The sequence below is a fragment of the Paenibacillus hunanensis genome, assembly GCF_034055775.1.
In the GTDB taxonomy this organism is placed as follows: domain Bacteria; phylum Bacillota; class Bacilli; order Paenibacillales; family Paenibacillaceae; genus Saccharibacillus; species Saccharibacillus hunanensis.
The window spans coordinates 4327629-4344387 of record NZ_CP139194.1 but is presented as its reverse complement, the minus strand read 5'-3'; the positions used below and the strand labels follow the sequence as shown (position 1 = coordinate 4344387).

Sequence of the window (16759 nt, the reverse complement as noted above, 5' to 3'; positions counted from 1 at the left end):
AAACCATTGATGTACATACGTACTCTTGCTGTGACGAGTCTACAGTACGCATTTGAAAGGGGCTAGATGATGACGATACAGGCAAAGCAACCACGGTCTTTATGTCAGTTACCCGATGGTAGACCTGAAGGCCATTCCTCCATGCAGCAAAAGAATGGGAACGAAGCAACTCGCACCGCAGGTGAGCAGCGATCGCCAGCGCAATCTGTCCAGTCGGCGCCTGGTGCTGGTGGTACAGATGCAACGACAGCAAGCCATTCGACAGCAGGTAGCACGATCGATCATCTTGCAGCGCCTGTTGTTCAATTTCGCGGTGTAACGAAAAAAATAGGCTCAAAGACGATCATTGATAATCTCACGCTGGATGTACCAGCAGGCTGTGTATTTGGCTTTCTGGGACCGAACGGCTCAGGCAAGACGACGACCATCCGTATGCTCGTTGGGTTGATGTCTCCGACCTCAGGTGATATTCGCATTGAAGGGCAAAGCATCCGCACACATTTTGAACAAGCGATTAGCAAAGTTGGTGCGATCGTCGAGAATCCTGAAATGTACAAGTATATGACCGGATACCAGAATCTTATGCATTATGCACGAATGTCACCAGGCGTGACAAAGGAACGGATCGCCGAGGTAGTCGATTTTGTCGGACTTGGTGGACGTGTGCGCGATCGGGTAAGCACATATTCGCTCGGGATGAGACAACGTCTGGGCGTTGCACAGGCATTGCTGCATCGTCCACGGCTGCTCGTGCTGGATGAGCCGACCAATGGTCTTGATCCACAGGGGATTCGTGAACTACGGGATTATCTGCGTGCGCTCAGTCGTGAGCAGGGAACGACTGTTTTCGTATCCAGTCACCTGCTATCTGAGATGGAGCTGATGTGTGATACCGTCGCGGTCATTAATGGAGGTCGATTGGTGGATGTGCGTCATTTGCACGGACAGACTACAGGAGCTGGAGCAGCTGCTACGGAGGAGCTCATCACCGTCCGTTTTGATACCGATCAGCCTGAGCAGGTACATGCCCTCATTCCAGGTAGTTATGTCGAGGGTACTAGCTGTGTTGCCCGCGCGACACGCTCCGATATTGCTCGCTTGAACGCACAGCTTGTGCAGCAAGGCATCGCCGTATATGGCATCGTGCCGATGCGTCAGACGCTGGAGGATCAATTCCTGGCGATGACACGCGAAGGTGGTGTGCGCCATGACTAACTTTATCCAGCTCATCTGGAATGAAATGCTGAAAATTGTACTGCGCATCTCTAACTGGGTCATGCTCATTTTACTGCTTGTTTTGTCACCGTCACTCTTATTGTTATTTAAGCTTGGCGATTATCCGAGTCCTGCATTAATGGCGTTTCAAGACTCGTTTGCGATGTTTTTCCTGGTGGTACTATTCATGCTCATCGTTGCCTCAGAATCGGTAGCAAGTGAGTTTACGAGCGGTACGATCAAGCTATTGCTTATTCGTCCATGGCAACGATGGAAGATTCTATGCTCGAAGTTTCTGGCGATGGCCATTTTCCTGTTTATTTTAACGCTGCTCTTCTCCCTGATTAATCTGGCGATATCGTATATGTTGTTTTCGAGCAACGTGACCAGCTTGCCGTATGGGGCAGCAACTTCACTAGAAGATAATCTATTGCTGCTGATCGCTTACTCCTTTATTCGTGCGCTGATCTTAGCGACATTTGCATTTATGCTGTCTGCCTTGTTCCGCTCCGCAGCTGTAGCGATCACATTATCGATGCTGCTCTATTTTTCCGGCACCATTACGAAGGGGCTTTTACGCGCATTTTTAAAACCGGAGGATTACTGGATTACGAAATATTTGCTGTTCACGAATCTCGATCTAACACAGTATTTCTCCAATCCAACAGGGAACTTTGGTGTAACCTCTGTAGGCTGGTCGCTATTTATTATGGCAGTATACTTCGTTATCTTCGCACTCATTTCCTGGGTTTCGTTCTCAAAACGAGATGTTCGTGCATGATGGCGTAGTCGTCTAATCAATAAGGGATGATTGGGCAGGTGATGTGACGACAATATGAGCCCTTGTGTAGCGAGTAGATAGGTCATACTGCTATACGTATTGCCTTTAATCTCATCTGACCCGATAGCATAGGCACAGATATCCTGAAATAAATAGTCATCCATGTTCAAGGTTATAAAGCTCACCTGTACGATAAAGTTGTCCATATAGATGGCGGCTGTCGGTTACGGATGAATGAAAAGCCTTCTGTTTCTTATGCAGAAGGCTTTTTGGTGTGATTATGATGTATAGCATCTTCGTGCCGTACTCCTTTGTTGTCACACTACCTTTATCCATACTGTCTCTATCCGTACTACCTCCATCTCATACTACCCTCATGCTTCACTACCTTGATACTACATATACTTACCTGCTCACGATTACATCACAACGATCATTTACAATATTCAATTCCCTATCTATCACTATATAGCTTGTTCAACTATATCGCGTCGTGATATAGTAAGTCTATACACTATATCGCGCCACGATATAGTTGGGCGAATGAAAGTGGTGACAGGATGAACGATAAAATACGAAGCTATTTGCCAATGACGGAAACCGCCTTTTACATTTTACTAACGTTGCAAAAGGTTCGTTACGGCTACGGCATTATGCAGGACGTGGAGAGCTTGACCAAGGGACGAATCAAGCTCGGTGCAGGCACGATCTATGGCAGTCTGTCCCGAATGGAAAAGGATGGTCTGATCAAGGTGGTAGGTGAAGAGAATCGGCGTAAGTCGTATATCGCTACAGAACTTGGTAGCGAGTTACTGCGCGAGGAGATTGCTCGAATTAGCGAGCAGTATCACAATGCAATGCAAATGGAGGGGATCAATGATGAGCAGCACTAAAAGCGTATTTCGCTGGTGGTGGATCTGGCAGTCGGAGAAGATCGAGGAGTGGTTGGAGGAGCAGGAGCGGCAGGGCTGGCATCTGATGGAGGTGAAGCCGAATCTGATGCGGTTTTATTTTCAAAAGGGCGAGCCGCGTACGATTCGTTATGTGTTTGATTACCAGACAGAAGTGAATGACGATTATATCATGCTATACGAGGATGCGGGCTGGGAGCCTTTGAATAACGGCAAACATAGCTGGTATCTGTGGCGTAAGCCGTACGAGGCGAATAAGCCTGAATCACGTCCGGAAATTTATTCAGATATTGATTCGATAATTCAACGTAATAATCGCATGAAGAGGACGCTAATTATCGTCGGTTTGGTCTTGATCCCAAGCATGGTTATGGGTATAACTGCACAGTTGCTATGGCAGGTTCGTCTCGCTTTCATCATCTCGTATGTGTTCATCTGGATTTTATTTATCTACGGCATTAGTCGTCTTAGTGCTCAAAACCGTAAGCTACGCTCACGCTCTGTTTCGTCTCGTCATTAGCTGTTAGGATATCTACACATCATGTCCATGTACTCAAATTGTATACCGAGGTGCCCCATACATGTTCAATAACAAGTCACTCTTACGTTTTAATACAGAGTGACTTTTTCATTTTATTATATAAAATACCCATCATTCAGCACGTCAATAAACGCTGATAATGCTTCACTATTTTTATAGCTCAGTCTCGCCAGTCCTCACGGTAAAGTACCCATCAACCTTGCTGCTGATCATCTAATTCCAACATGTCTATGTTTACAGATGCGATACTATAAAACGAACAAGCCAGATCGAGTGCTTTTTGTTCCGGAAAAATAACTTCAATCCATCACCCCCAATTTACCTCCGCCTTCTACGAAAAACAGTCTTCCATATTATCCAATCCACAACAAAAATCCCACAACCCCATTTCCTCGATGATAAACATCAAATAGCCCAACATATGTCGTTATGTTTATAGCGAAATCTGCGTACTGAGATGCTAATATTGCAAATGTAAGCGCTTATCTCATATTTTGGTAATTGTTGCTGAGTGGACAAACCAATATCAGCATACCCAAGAGGAGGAAATAAAGTGTCTAAACAATCAAAGCTGTGGAAGGTTATCGGAACGGTAGCGATGACAGGTGTGCTCTGCACCACATTCATGTCGGAGTATAGCTATGCGAGTCTCACGAATGGCAGTAAGTTTCTAGGTAACATTATTGCCGGCAGTGTCCCGTCCAGCTACGGTACATACTGGAATCAGGTGACTCCAGAGAACTCCACCAAATGGGGAGCCGTTGAAGGCAATCGCAATTCGATGAACTGGGGCCAGGCAGATATGGCATATAACTATGCACAGAGCAAAGGCTATCCATTCAAATTTCATACATTGGTCTGGGGAAGTCAGGAGCCGAGCTGGGTGAAAAATCTGTCCGCAGCCGAACAGAAGGCTGAGGTAACCCAATGGATTCAGCTGGCAGGTCAAAAATATGGCAAATCCGCGTTTGTTGATGTAGTTAACGAGCCATTTCATGCTAAGCCATCCTATAGCAATGCGATCGGCGGAGACGGTGCGACAGGCTGGGATTGGATCATCTGGTCCTTCCAGCAGGCGAGACAGCAATTCCCGAACTCCAAGCTGTTAATTAACGAGTATGGCGTAATCGGTGATCCAGCGCTGGCAGATCGTTACGTGAATATCATTAACATTTTGAAAAGCCGCGGCTTGATTGATGGTATTGGTATCCAATGCCACCACTTCAATATGAATACCGTATCCACAAGCACCATGACAACCGTGCTGAACAAGCTCGGTGCAACAGGCTTGCCAATCTACGTATCCGAGCTGGATATGTCCGGTGACGATGCGACTCAGCTGGCACGCTACAAAGAAAAATTCCCAGTTCTGTGGAATCACCCTTCTGTAAAAGGTGTAACCCTGTGGGGCTATATCCAGAACCAAACATGGGAGCCAAACACCCATCTGCTGAATAGCAACGGCACAGAACGCCCAGCTCTGAAATGGCTGAAGCAATTCTTCGGTCAATCCGTAACCACTGAAGGCCAATCCATCATGCTGGAAAAAGACAGCATGCAGCCTACCGAGGAAACCGTACAGCAGTAATCGTAAAAAGCACTCCGACACACAGCCCAGATATGAATGGAATAGCATGATCATCGATCCGCTATGAAATGAATATCGGTTTGAAGTTGTATCTGAATTGGTAGTGTGATCGATAGGAGAAGCGATATATCAATCAACAACTGCACGTATAGGTTATAAGCTTAGACATCGATAATAACGCTCATTCACAGCAGTATGTCAACCGCTTATTCTATACCGTGTGTGCGATTCTAAATGCAAAATATCATTCAAAGGCATCAGCCTTCCCTTAAATGGGAGCTGATGCTTTTTTCATTTAGCAATTATTCATATAACAACTGGAATGATGTATATATGAATACTTATGTTTGAAAACAGCACGGAACGGAGGGAAGGAAATAAGGGGAAAGGAAACCTTTTGAGCACGGGAATCTACATTTGACTCCTACTCCGTAGATTCCTGTGCGAGACGGGAGTCCGTCCCCTTATTCCTTCCCGGAGTGGTGCCCCTCCAAAACACAAATTTTCAATTTCATTCCAACGCTCAAACAATACAAATCCCACCCCCTGTATCACAAGCTCGCCAAGTTGGTTATATGTTAATGATAAGCTATTGCCAAATAACCCTCCGATTCAGCAGCATTTCTGATATGATATTGTTGGCATAGAGATCCTATCGATCGAACAGGTAAACGTAAGAAAGGAAGGAACCCTGAGCATGGTCTGGTTGTTATTGTTATGTATTCTGTTTATTAGCCAGTGTGGCATTATACTACTGCTAGAGTTCCGTTCGCCCACCAAGGCAGTAGCCTGGTTGTTCATTTCGTACTGTGTGCCATTTCTAGGCTTTATCATCTACTATTTTGTGGCGCGCAATTATCGCAGTCGGCGCACGATTCGTAAAAAAGGAACGATCCTATTCCGTGAGGTACGCAGTCGATTATGGAGTCAGGCAGCTGTTATTCAATCAGCGGACAATATGGGCAATCCCGAATTTCAGACGCAAAGCAGACTGTTTTCGTTATTATCCCATTTGACCGAGAATCCGATCACCTCATGCAGTGAAATTGAAGTGCTGACCGATGGGGAAGCGACCTATGCCGCAATGCTACAGGCATTGGAGCAGGCGCAGCATCATATTCATATTCAGTTTTACATTTTCCGCGAGGATACGATTGGTCGGAAGTTCACTGATATTCTTATACGCAAGGCACAGGCTGGGGTCAAGGTACGTATGATGTGTGACGGACTTGGTAGCTATCATTTAAAGGATCGCTTTGTCCGTGAGCTAAAGGAAGCAGGGATTGAGTTTTACTTTTTCCTGCCGCCATTCACATCGTTTATCCAGCGTGAGGTCAATTACCGCAATCACCGCAAAATACTGGTCATCGATGGCGAGATTGGCTTTATCGGTGGCTTGAATGTGGGTGACGATTATCTCGGTCATGATCCGAAGCTTGGATACTGGCGTGATACACATCTACAGGTGCGCGGTGATACCGTGTACTTTTTGCAAATTGTATTTTTGGAGGACTGGGAGTTTGCTTCCGGTCAGCGGATTACCGATTCGATTTATTTTCCAGTTCATCAATGCGCTGGCAGTGAGCGAGCGCTTATCGTTGCGAGTGGGCCAGATCGCAACTGGAATGCGATTCAGGAAATGTGCTTTAGCGCGCTTGCGGTGGCGAAGCGCCGTATTTGTATTACGACGCCATATTTTATTCCGGATCAGAGCATTTATGCTGCGCTGAAAACAGCGGCAGTCAGTGGCGTAGAGGTCGATATTATTATTCCTAAAATATCGGACTCTCAGATTGTACAATACGCTTCCCTGTCTTATCTGGAGGAGCTGATGCGTGTCGGCGTACGTGTTCATCAATACGCGAAGGGCTTTGTCCATGCCAAAATTGTGATCATCGACGATCTGCTCGCCTCAGTAGGAACCGCTAATATGGATATGCGCAGCTTTTACAGTAATTTCGAGCTATCTGCGGTGCTGTTCGAGCAGGAGACGATTGAGCGATTAATGGATGATTTCCGCCGTGATTTGCAGGAAAGTGAGAAAATTAATTATCATGAATTCATCCGTCGTCCACGCACACAGAAGACGATGGAAACCTTATCCCGTATGCTCTCCCCACTGCTGTAAAAATGCAGCAGAGGGCTGAAGTCACCGCCGAATGTGGTATACTGGAAAAAGAATGAATAAACACGATGCACCGATCGTTGATGTGATCGTGCTGCATGATGGAGGATAACATGGCACAATCATTGCCTCAGCAGGTGGCAAGCTTTACAAGCCGCAGTCTGGAGGATACCGAGCGACTGGCAGCCTTTTTGGCGAGTCGTGCGTTTCCAGGCACGATGATCACACTTGATGGCGATCTGGGTGCAGGGAAAACGCATTTTTCCAAGGCATTTGCTAAGCATCTGGGTGTGGCTGGTATGGTCAATAGTCCGACCTTTACCATTATTAAGGAGTATGAGGGTCGAATGCCCTTTTACCATATGGATGTGTACCGGATTAGTGAGGATGAAGCAGCTGAGCTCGGTCTGGATGAATACTTTTTCGGCCAGGGAGCAACGCTGGTTGAATGGTCCAGTCGGATCGAAGACCTGCTACCGGAGCAGCGATTATCATTGCAGATTACAGTGAACGCAGACGATAGCCGCACAATCCTATGCGAGGGATACGGCGATCCATATGGACAATGGTGCGCCGAGTTAAAACAGAATGGAGTCAATGACAATTCATGAGTGAAATGAACGAACAGCCGCGCAAGCGGTTTTTAGTTTTGGATACATCGACAGCCGCACAGGTAGTTGCGGTAATGGAAGGACAGAAGGTACTGGCAGCCGAAAGTAGTAATGCCGATCGTAACCATTCGGTAGGCTTATTGGACAGCATCGCCCGTATGCTGGAGGCGGCATCTATATCGCGCCGCGAGCTGGATGGAATCGCAGTCGGCGTTGGTCCAGGCTCCTATACAGGGATTCGAATTGCCGTAACAACGGCGAAGACGCTGGCGTGGACACTACAGCTACCTGTTGCAGGCTTCTCCAGTCTGGCAGCGCTGGCGCTGAGTGGTTATCTTCAGGCAACGGGTAACGGAGAAAAGAATGATACGGACACATTAATCAACACATCTTCTGTCGGAGCAGATGAGCTATCTAATCAGGCGACATCAGGTGCCAATCCGCAGCAGGCTGAACAGAACGTATCCAGAGCAACGACGGAAAGCTGGATTGTACCGTTGATGGATGCACGTCGAGGTCAGGTATATACGGGTCTATTTACAACAGAGGGTGAAGGTGTACCTTATTGTGTAGAGGCTGATCGGATTATATTAATGGACGATTGGGTGGATCAGCTAAGCGAGCGCTATCGTGTACTGTCTGAGCAGGAGCGTCCTGCAAACGTATATATTGTCGGTGATACGGCGCTGCATGAACAGCGTGTGGCGAAGCTTGTGGAGCTGGCTGGAGATCGTGTACAGCTTCTGGCTTGTAGTCTGGAAGCAGAAGATGCAGGGAGCGTTGGAGCCGCAGCATTGCTGTCAGGGCAAAGTGAACCTGCGCATACTTTATTGCCTAACTATACGCAGCTATCGGAGGCCGAAGCCAACCTGCTGCGTCATTCCTGATGAAAGGACGTGCCGACGTGGCCATGTTATCAGAGCAGGGGGAAGAGCATCCGGTTCTTCGCCAGATGAGTCTGGACGATCTACCTGCAATTATTGAAATTGAGCATGAGGCGTTTACCCTTCCATGGACAGAGGAAGCGTTTCGCAACGAGCTCACCATGAACCATTTTGCTAAATATATGGTGTTAGAGCTGAACGGCTACATTGTTGGCTATGCAGGCATGTGGACGATTATGGATGAAGCGCATGTGACGAATATTGCGGTTCGTGAAGCCTATCGAGGTAGAGGGCTGGGAGAGCTGCTACTCGTGCGCATGATGGAATGGGCAATGGAGCTCGGTATGATTCGTATGACATTAGAAGTACGGGTGACCAATGAGCCTGCACAGAGCCTGTATCGCAAGCTAGGCTTTACGGGTGCAGGCGTACGTAAAGCGTACTATTCGGATAATAATGAAGACGCACTGATTATGTGGTGCGAGCTCCCTGTCGATGGGGAGTCTGGAAACGGGAAGGAAGCGTGAACGATAGATGATGCATCAGGATCACCGGGAATCGGTGTGTAATATACTTGCGATCGAGACAAGCTGTGACGAAACCTCGGTTGCGATTGTACAAAATGGGAAGCATGTGCTGTCCAATCTAGTCTCCAGTCAGATCGAGACGCACAAGGCATTTGGTGGCGTTGTCCCCGAGGTGGCTTCACGCAAGCATGTGGAGACGATTACGTTAATGATTGAGCAGGCGGTCGAGCAATCCGGGCTGACGCTGGATGATGTATCCGCTGTTGCAGTGACAGAAGGCCCTGGCCTGGTGGGCGCATTGCTCGTCGGTATTATGGCAGCGAAAAGTATCGCCTTTGCACTGGATAAGCCGCTAATCGGTACGCATCATATCGCCGGGCATATTTATGCAAATAATCTGACTGCCGATATTGTCTATCCTGCATTGGCGCTGGTCGTGTCGGGTGGACATACCGAGCTGGTATTGCTGGAGCGAGAGGGACAATTTCGTCTGATCGGCAGTACCCGCGATGATGCGGTAGGTGAAGCATATGATAAAGTGGCTCGTGCGCTGGGCTTCCCTTATCCAGGTGGCCCCTATGTCGATCGACTGGCGATGGAAGCCGAATCAGCGGTAGAGCTGCCGCGTGCATGGCTGGAGCCAGATTCCTATGATTTCAGTCTGAGCGGATTGAAGTCGGCGGTGTTAAACGTGGTCAACCAGAAGAAAATGCGCGGCGAGGAGCCGATGACTGCTGAGATTGCACGTGGTTTTCAGGAATCCGTCGTAGAGGTGCTTGTCGAAAAGGCAATCCGTGCGGTAAAAGCATATGATGTACGTCAATTGCTGCTATGCGGTGGAGTAGCTGTGAACAAAGGGCTACGTCGTACATTAACCGAACGCTGTGAGCGTGAAGGGATTGAGCTGCTGATCCCACCATTTGAATACTGCACAGATAATGCAGCCATGATCGGTGCCGCAGCTTATTTGAAATGGAAAACAGGGGAGTTCTCCGATCTACGTATTAAAGGCGATCCGTCGTTATCGCTTGAAAAGTGGTCAACTGCATCGATCGGCTAATCCTACGCTTCAATAGCCATACCGAATGAATGAAGTTATACGAAGATACACGGAGTCATGTCAAAAAAGACCGTACAGGCAGAGATACACGTTCTGCGCTATACGGTCTTTTTGTTATATCTGAATAGCTCCAGTCGACAATCAACACTGGAAGTTTGACTAATAATGGGTTTTACAATGGCATGCATCTTAGGGGTGGTTTTGTCAAGATGTTAACAAAGTTATCCACATATCCCCTGAAAAATGTGGGCAAGTTGCAAAATGCTTGCTATATCTGTGTTTTTTAAAATCCTCATTCAGGGGATAGTTAAACACAGCTTTCCACCCAAAAACTGTGGACAATGTGTATAACTTGGTGGATAAATATGGATTTTTCTAAAAAAAGCGATTGTACCAACAAAAAATAGCTTTTTCTCAGCTCATTTATCGCTCTAAATCCACTGCTTGCTGTGGACAAGTCTGTTCACAACATCGTTCAACTTCTTTTACAAAAAAAGTACGGACTTTTACAATTATATGGACAGGTCTTGACAAGCGTCTATTCAGCAGCTAGCAATTCCCATTCCTCATAAGCTTGCTCCAGTGCCTGCTGGTGGCTGGCAATCTCCTCCTGACGAGTCTGTACCGCAGCATAATCCTGATAAATCTCCGGTAAGGTCAGCTCCTGCTCCAGTTCAGCAATGCGATCCTCATGCGTAGCGATCTCACCCTCCAGCTGCTCCAGGCGGCGCTTACGGTTACGCTCGTCACGCTTAGCCTGCTTGCTTTCCTCAAATGACATTGCAGCCATACGGGTAGGATCAGTAGACGGTGTATCCGGCTTCGCTGTTTTCATAGCGTTAGCCGCTTCCTCGGCCGCAATTTCCAGTAGCTCTTGCTTTTTAGCGGTATAATCATCGAAGTTACCGAGATACGTGGTCAGACCATCCGGACGTAGCTCCAGAATGCGCTCTGCCATTTTGTTCAGGAAATAACGGTCATGGGAAATGAACAGCAATGTACCTTCATAATCCATTAGCGCAGATTCCAGCACTTCCTTACTCACCAGATCCAGATGGTTGGTCGGCTCATCCAGAATGAGTACATTCGCTTCCAGCAGCATGAGCTTGCTGAGCGATACGCGCGCTTTTTCTCCGCCGCTCAGAGCAGCTACCTTTTTGAGCACATCCTCACCGCTAAACAGGAAGTTACCGAGCACGGTACGAACGCGTACCTCCTCCAGATGTGGGAAGCTGCTCCATACTTCCTCCAGCACGGTATTGTTCGGATTTAGATGCCCTTGCTCCTGATCGTAGTAACCAATTTTTGTTTTGGCACCCCATTCAATTTTACCGCCATCCGGTGTATGATCACCGATTAGCGCCTTGAGCAACGTCGTTTTACCCGTTCCGTTCGGGCCGATCAGTGCGACCATATCGCCGCGCCACAGTTCGAATGAGATCGGCTCAAACAGCTTTTGCTTGTCCTCATACGATAGCGTTAGATTGTGCACACGCAGCACATCCTTACCCGACACCACGGAGGTTTCAAATGTAAAGCTCGCCTTTTTTAGATCACCGGCAGGGCGATCCATACGATCCATCTTCTCCAGTGCACGGCGGCGACTTTGTGCACGCTTCGTTGTAGACGCGCGAACGATATTTTTCTGGATAAATTGCTCCATGCGAGCAATCTCATCCTGCTGCTTTTCAAATTGCTTCATAGCCGATTCGTACTCTGCCGCCTTAATATCAATATAGCGGCTGTAGTTACCGGTATAGCGTCTGGAGCGGTGCCGCTCAATCTCGACGATGCTAGTTACGAGTCGATCCAGGAAGTAGCGGTCATGGGATACAACCAGCAGAGCGCCAGAATACGCACGCAAATAATCCTCCAGCCAGGCGAGTGTGTCCAGATCCAGATGGTTGGTTGGCTCATCCAGCATGAGCAGATCAGGTGCTTGTAGCAGGATACGAGCGAGTGCCAGTCTTGTTTTCTGACCACCGCTTAATGTCGATACCGGTGTATCCTGTGAAAAATCAGCAAAGCCCATCCCGTGCAAAATGCTGCGAATCCGCGTCTCCATCTCGTAGCCGCCACGCTCACGGAACCAGTCCGATTGCTGGGAATAACGCTCTAACAGATCGGCATAAGCTTTTTCATCGCCCATATGTGCCGGATCAGCGATTTGCTGCTCCATCGTACGCAACTCACGCTCTGTCTCGATCAGATCAGCATACACCGAGCGCATTTCTTCGCCGATCGTATTGCCATGATGCAACCCACTATTTTGCGCCAGATAGCCCAGCGTTACTTCCTTGCTGCGAAAAATTTGTCCGCCATCGTGCGACATTTCACCAGCGATAATTTTGAGCAGGGTCGATTTGCCGGCGCCGTTGACACCGACGAGACCGATCCGTTCACGCTCCTCAATCTGTAAATTGATGCCTTCCAGCACCGGAGTGATGCCATATAATTTGGTAATACCGCTTGCTTGCAATAACACAGTCTATTCATCCTTTCCTATATGAACAGCGAATCGCTGCTCTGTTCATTTATCTGTTATACGAGGCCTATACCGATGGATATCGTCAGCTTCGCTTCTACGAAACAGGGCTAGCGGCGGCATCAGCATGGAGCATTTTATAAAGAAGCTTGTGCAATATAGGGGTATAGCATTGTTGTTCATCGTGCTGCTGTATACGGACAGGGAGCATACACCTTACCCTATAATCAGCCCATCCTGTCTAGTGTACATGAAATGCTGTTATTTTGCATGATTTAATCCGGTATCCTGGCGCAAAAAGAGCGCGATTCTAGCGTATACAAGGACGGGCAAGAAGGGTACATACAATAGAAAGGGAAATTGGTTTTTTGACAGGAAAGTGTTACACTGTCAATATGAATGACTCGTGCCTTTTGCATCTCATTCGCCGGGTCGATGTACGGGAGGCTTTTGATGGAACACCTGAGTGATAAACGGCTACTTCGTGAGCAGCTTCAGCAGCGAAGACGGCAGCTTGATCCAGAGCTACGTGTTCAGCAATCCGCGGAGCTGTGTGTGGTTGCGTCAGCGTATATTCATCGCTTGCGAGAGCAGAAGCGTAAACAGCCCTTTACGGTGTTCAGTTATTTGGCTTACCGGGATGAGCCGGATACATTGCCCTTGCTGGAGCAGTGCTGGAAGCACGATGATCGCGTGCTGGCGCCTCGTATTCAGCGAGAGCAGCAGGGCATTTTTGAATTGTATGAAATTGGTGGAATTGATGATGTTGAGCCTGGCATGTATGGTATTCCTGAACCACAGGCACATACCGCTCATTATCCAGCCGAGCGCTGGCATGAGATTGATCTGGTAATTGTACCGGGTCTTGGCTATGATCGCTCTGGCGGACGGATCGGCTATGGTGGTGGATATTATGACCGCTTTATGGCACAGCTTACCGTTGCTGATCGAAATCATCGACCGTCTCATGAATCTTCTCCATTACTGACAGCACCGGCATTCCATCAGCAGCTGGTGCAACATATTCCGATGGAGCCGCATGATTTTCGGGTTCATCTGTTATTTACACCTTCCGGGGTAATCCATACACATGAATGACGGTGTACCGTTATCTTATAGATTAAGCAAGCGACGAAAGTTGGGATTTCATTGAGTCATGAAGGGCATAACGAATATGAGGGCTTACCGACCGCTAGTGGACCGCTCACTCATTTTAATGAGCAGGGCAGAGCACGAATGGTTGATATTTCAGGCAAAGAAGAAACGGTACGTGTGGCTGTAGCTACCAGCCAGGTTACGATGCAGCCTTCCACACTGCAAGCGATTCGCTCCGGTGAAGTGGGCAAGGGAGATGTACTGGCGGTTGCGCAGGTGGCGGGCATACAAGCAGCTAAGCGTACCTCCGACTGGATTCCAATGTGCCATCCACTGCCATTAACGGGTGTGAATATTACATTTCAGGATAACGGCACGGATGAGCTATATATTGAAGTCAAGGTGAAAACCGAAGGCAAAACAGGCGTTGAAATGGAAGCATTAACCGCCGCTTCAGCCGTTGCCTTGACGATCTATGATATGTGCAAAGCGTTACAAAAAGATATGGTGATTGGCCCTACGCTACTGCAATCCAAGAGCGGCGGCAAAAGCGGAGATTTCATCAGAGACTAACGATAGCGACACTAATAACAAGCTTAAATAGCAATGAAGATACAGAAGCAGCCGAAACAAAGATGGCATAGAGATGGGAGGGTGAGCGTATGGTTTGGAGAACGGCTATTTTAACTGCCAGTGATAAGGGAGCTCGCGGTGAACGTGAGGATACGAGTGCACAGGTCATTCGCGAGCTGGTAGAAGAGGAGCTTGGCGGTGAGATCGTAGAATACCGTGTCGTACCGGATGAGCCGGATGAGATTATCGCAGCACTGATCGAAATGACCGAATATTTTAATGCGGATCTGATCCTAACGACTGGCGGAACCGAGCTTGCCCAGCGTGATGTGACACCGGAAGCAACGCGGCGTGTCATTCAGCGCGAAGTACCGGGTATGGCAGAAGCGATGCGTGCTACAGTGATGCAGAAAAATCGTTCAGCTATGCTATTCCGTGGTATTTGCGGTATTCGTGAGCGCAGCCTGATCGTCAATCTGCCAGGAACACCGAAGGGTGTGCACGAGCATCTGGCAGCGATTATGGATCAATTGCCAGAAGCGTTACTGATGATTACAGGTCAATATCGCCCTGGGGATGAGCGTTAACTCTAGCAGTTTGAGCTCTCATATTGCTGCATAGATACGGTCATGTCATAGCCACGGGTCGGGATGCTTCATATACAGATCGCTGATCAGGTAGAAGCTTCACGATGCAACAGGTATACTAGCATGAAAAGATGAGGACACAGCACAATTTTTCCAGATGGAGGAATTGTGTGTATTTGTGTGGAAGCAGGAAAATATTTTACGTGATCCAATAGTGAAGCGCAGTGCGTAGTTATGCTATGATAGGAGCACGATAGACGGATGCTGTCGTACAATGAAGGAGGAGTTCCAATGTTTAACGGTCTGGGTATTGGCCCAACTGGCTTCATTTTGCTCATTATACTAGCGCTTATTTTATTTGGTCCGAACAAGCTGCCAGAGCTGGGACGTGCAGTAGGACGTACATTCCGTGAGTTCAAGGAAGGTACACGCGATATGATGAAGGAAGAAGATAATAAAACAAAGGCACCAGCAGAGCCCGTTCAAGCGACTCAGCTACAGCAGGAGTCTAAGCCAGTAGACAAACTTTAATCCTACCTACCCGGTGCTTCGTTCAAAGCAGAACGTCATCACCGTTCAACTATGACGGAGGCTGGCTCTATAGAGCCTCCGAATCCCTTCCTTTTTGGAGGGGATTCTTTTCGTATAGGGCGAAAGGGAGCTGCTCGGAATTTGTCCTGTTTATACTACAGGGCATGAAGAAGTGAGGGAATCCATGAACAAATTAGAAAAAGAAATGTCGCTGCTGGATCATCTGACCGAGCTTCGGCGCAGGCTCATTATTGTGATTGCGGTGCTGTTTTTCGGCATGATTCTAGGCTTGTTCGTCGCTCAGCCGGTCTATCAATATCTGGTGTCTGCTGAGACAGCGCGCAATCTGGTGTTCCATGTCTTTTCCTTCTGGGATGGCATTGGCTTATATATGAAAATCGCGATGGTTGTCGCGTTCGCCTTAACCTTACCATGTGCGTTGTTTCAGCTGTGGGCATTTGTTAGCCCGGGCTTGCTACCGAAGGAGCGGCGAACGGCCTTACGTTATATCCCATTTGTATTTTTAATGTTTATCATTGGTGTATTATTTGCGTATTACGTTGTGTTTCCGATGGCGCTTACCTTCACCTCGCAGGTGACTCGCAGCATGGGGCTGGAGGAAACGTATGGTGTAGTGCAATATTTTACGTTCATGTCCAATATCGTTTTTCCTGTGGCAGCATTGTTCGAACTTCCGCTGGTCATTATGTTTTTGACCACACTGCGTATCGTATCGCCTGCTCTGCTGCGTAAGCTGCGGCGAATTGCTTACTTTGTGCTCGTGTTTATCGCGGTTGTCGTTACCCCACCTGACTTTATCTCCGACATTCTAGTGGCGATTCCGCTGCTTGGTCTGTATGAGCTGAGTGTATTCCTGTCGTCGATCGTCTATCGTAAGCAGCAGGCAAGAGATCGAGAACATCTTGAGGAATAAAGTAAATGACAGGACGCATGAGCCGATAACATCAAGGATGATCAATTAGTTAAACGAGTAAGTTACTTGATAAAAATGTCGACAAAGACAGAAAAGTAAAGAATAATATACGGATAAAATCACAAATCCAAAGACTGTTATTGGAAATTGTAAATACTATTTCTACTGAATTTTAGATTTGAAATATCTCTATTATGCATGCAAGTGTTCTTCCAGTGTCACTCGATCATGCAGGTAAATGCCTGTAGATACTGGAAAAGCACTTTTTTTACTTAATTATCTATTAAAACACTATCTTTTTTTGGCATAGC

The 16759-nt window shown here is 47.6% G+C and carries 16 protein-coding genes; 15 read left to right on the top strand and 1 reads right to left on the bottom strand.

Annotated elements, in window-relative coordinates:
• The first annotated feature begins 66 nt into the window (after window positions 1-66).
• The 10 genes from SK066_RS17685 (at window position 67) to tsaD (ending at window position 10243) form a co-directional block, all read left to right on the top strand.
• Entirely contained in the window at window positions 67-1215 is a 1149-nt protein-coding gene (locus tag SK066_RS17685) for an ABC transporter ATP-binding protein (protein ID WP_320542442.1), read from the top strand.
• The gene (locus tag SK066_RS17680; protein ID WP_320542441.1) at window positions 1208-1996 is read left to right on the top strand and encodes an ABC transporter permease; all 789 of its coding nucleotides are present in this window, start codon (window positions 1208-1210) and stop codon (window positions 1994-1996) included. The genes SK066_RS17685 and SK066_RS17680 overlap by 8 nt, the downstream gene beginning before the upstream one ends.
• A gap of 560 nt (window positions 1997-2556) precedes the next feature.
• Window positions 2557-2889 (top strand): PadR family transcriptional regulator, encoded by a 333-nt coding sequence (locus tag SK066_RS17675; RefSeq protein WP_188773577.1) that lies wholly within the window; start codon window positions 2557-2559, stop codon window positions 2887-2889.
• Window positions 2873-3427: a DUF2812 domain-containing protein gene (locus SK066_RS17670; protein WP_320542440.1), complete on the top strand. Its 555-nt coding sequence runs from the start codon at window positions 2873-2875 to the stop codon at window positions 3425-3427. Before SK066_RS17675 ends, SK066_RS17670 begins: the two co-directional genes overlap by 17 nt.
• 619 nt (window positions 3428-4046) lie before the next feature.
• Window positions 4047-5036 carry an endo-1,4-beta-xylanase gene (locus SK066_RS17665; RefSeq protein WP_320544914.1) on the top strand — a complete coding sequence of 330 codons (990 nt, stop codon included), beginning with the start codon at window positions 4047-4049 and terminating at the stop codon, window positions 5034-5036.
• 697 nt (window positions 5037-5733) lie between these two features.
• On the top strand, window positions 5734-7164 hold the full coding sequence (cls, locus tag SK066_RS17660; RefSeq protein WP_188773579.1) for a cardiolipin synthase: 1431 nt from the start codon (window positions 5734-5736) through the stop codon (window positions 7162-7164).
• A 110-nt stretch (window positions 7165-7274) separates the two neighbouring features.
• A complete protein-coding gene (tsaE, locus tag SK066_RS17655; RefSeq protein ID WP_320542439.1) occupies window positions 7275-7772 on the top strand; it encodes a tRNA (adenosine(37)-N6)-threonylcarbamoyltransferase complex ATPase subunit type 1 TsaE in 498 nt (165 codons plus the stop codon).
• The gene (gene tsaB / locus SK066_RS17650) at window positions 7769-8659 is read left to right on the top strand and encodes a tRNA (adenosine(37)-N6)-threonylcarbamoyltransferase complex dimerization subunit type 1 TsaB (protein WP_320542438.1); all 891 of its coding nucleotides are present in this window, start codon (window positions 7769-7771) and stop codon (window positions 8657-8659) included. The genes tsaE and tsaB overlap by 4 nt, the downstream gene beginning before the upstream one ends.
• 23 nt (window positions 8660-8682) lie before the next feature.
• Window positions 8683-9183, top strand: coding sequence for a ribosomal protein S18-alanine N-acetyltransferase (gene rimI / locus SK066_RS17645; RefSeq protein WP_250343036.1), 501 nt, complete (start codon window positions 8683-8685; stop codon window positions 9181-9183).
• 7 nt (window positions 9184-9190) lie between these two features.
• Window positions 9191-10243, top strand: coding sequence for a tRNA (adenosine(37)-N6)-threonylcarbamoyltransferase complex transferase subunit TsaD (gene tsaD, locus SK066_RS17640; RefSeq protein ID WP_320542437.1), 1053 nt, complete (start codon window positions 9191-9193; stop codon window positions 10241-10243).
• Window positions 10244-10781: 538 nt separating this feature from the next.
• On the opposite strand, the gene SK066_RS17635 is transcribed toward tsaD, so the two are convergent.
• Window positions 10782-12728, bottom strand: a complete 1947-nt coding sequence (locus SK066_RS17635) for an ABC-F family ATP-binding cassette domain-containing protein (protein WP_320542436.1) — start codon at window positions 12726-12728, stop codon at window positions 10782-10784.
• A 453-nt stretch (window positions 12729-13181) separates the two neighbouring features.
• Here SK066_RS17635 and SK066_RS17630 point away from each other — a divergent pair, with 453 nt between their 5' ends.
• The 5 genes from SK066_RS17630 (at window position 13182) to tatC (ending at window position 16448) form a co-directional block, all read left to right on the top strand.
• Window positions 13182-13826 (top strand): 5-formyltetrahydrofolate cyclo-ligase, encoded by a 645-nt coding sequence (locus tag SK066_RS17630; protein WP_320542435.1) that lies wholly within the window; start codon window positions 13182-13184, stop codon window positions 13824-13826.
• Between the two features lie 138 nt (window positions 13827-13964).
• Window positions 13965-14396 (top strand): cyclic pyranopterin monophosphate synthase MoaC, encoded by a 432-nt coding sequence (moaC, locus tag SK066_RS17625; protein WP_320544913.1) that lies wholly within the window; start codon window positions 13965-13967, stop codon window positions 14394-14396.
• Between the two features lie 89 nt (window positions 14397-14485).
• Complete coding sequence (locus tag SK066_RS17620) at window positions 14486-14983, top strand: MogA/MoaB family molybdenum cofactor biosynthesis protein (RefSeq protein WP_188773584.1); 498 nt, start codon at window positions 14486-14488, stop codon at window positions 14981-14983.
• Between the two features lie 291 nt (window positions 14984-15274).
• Window positions 15275-15514, top strand: coding sequence for a twin-arginine translocase TatA/TatE family subunit (gene tatA / locus SK066_RS17615; protein WP_188773585.1), 240 nt, complete (start codon window positions 15275-15277; stop codon window positions 15512-15514).
• 184 nt (window positions 15515-15698) lie between these two features.
• Window positions 15699-16448, top strand: a complete 750-nt coding sequence (gene tatC / locus SK066_RS17610) for a twin-arginine translocase subunit TatC (RefSeq protein ID WP_188773586.1) — start codon at window positions 15699-15701, stop codon at window positions 16446-16448.
• Window positions 16449-16759 lie beyond the last annotated feature (311 nt).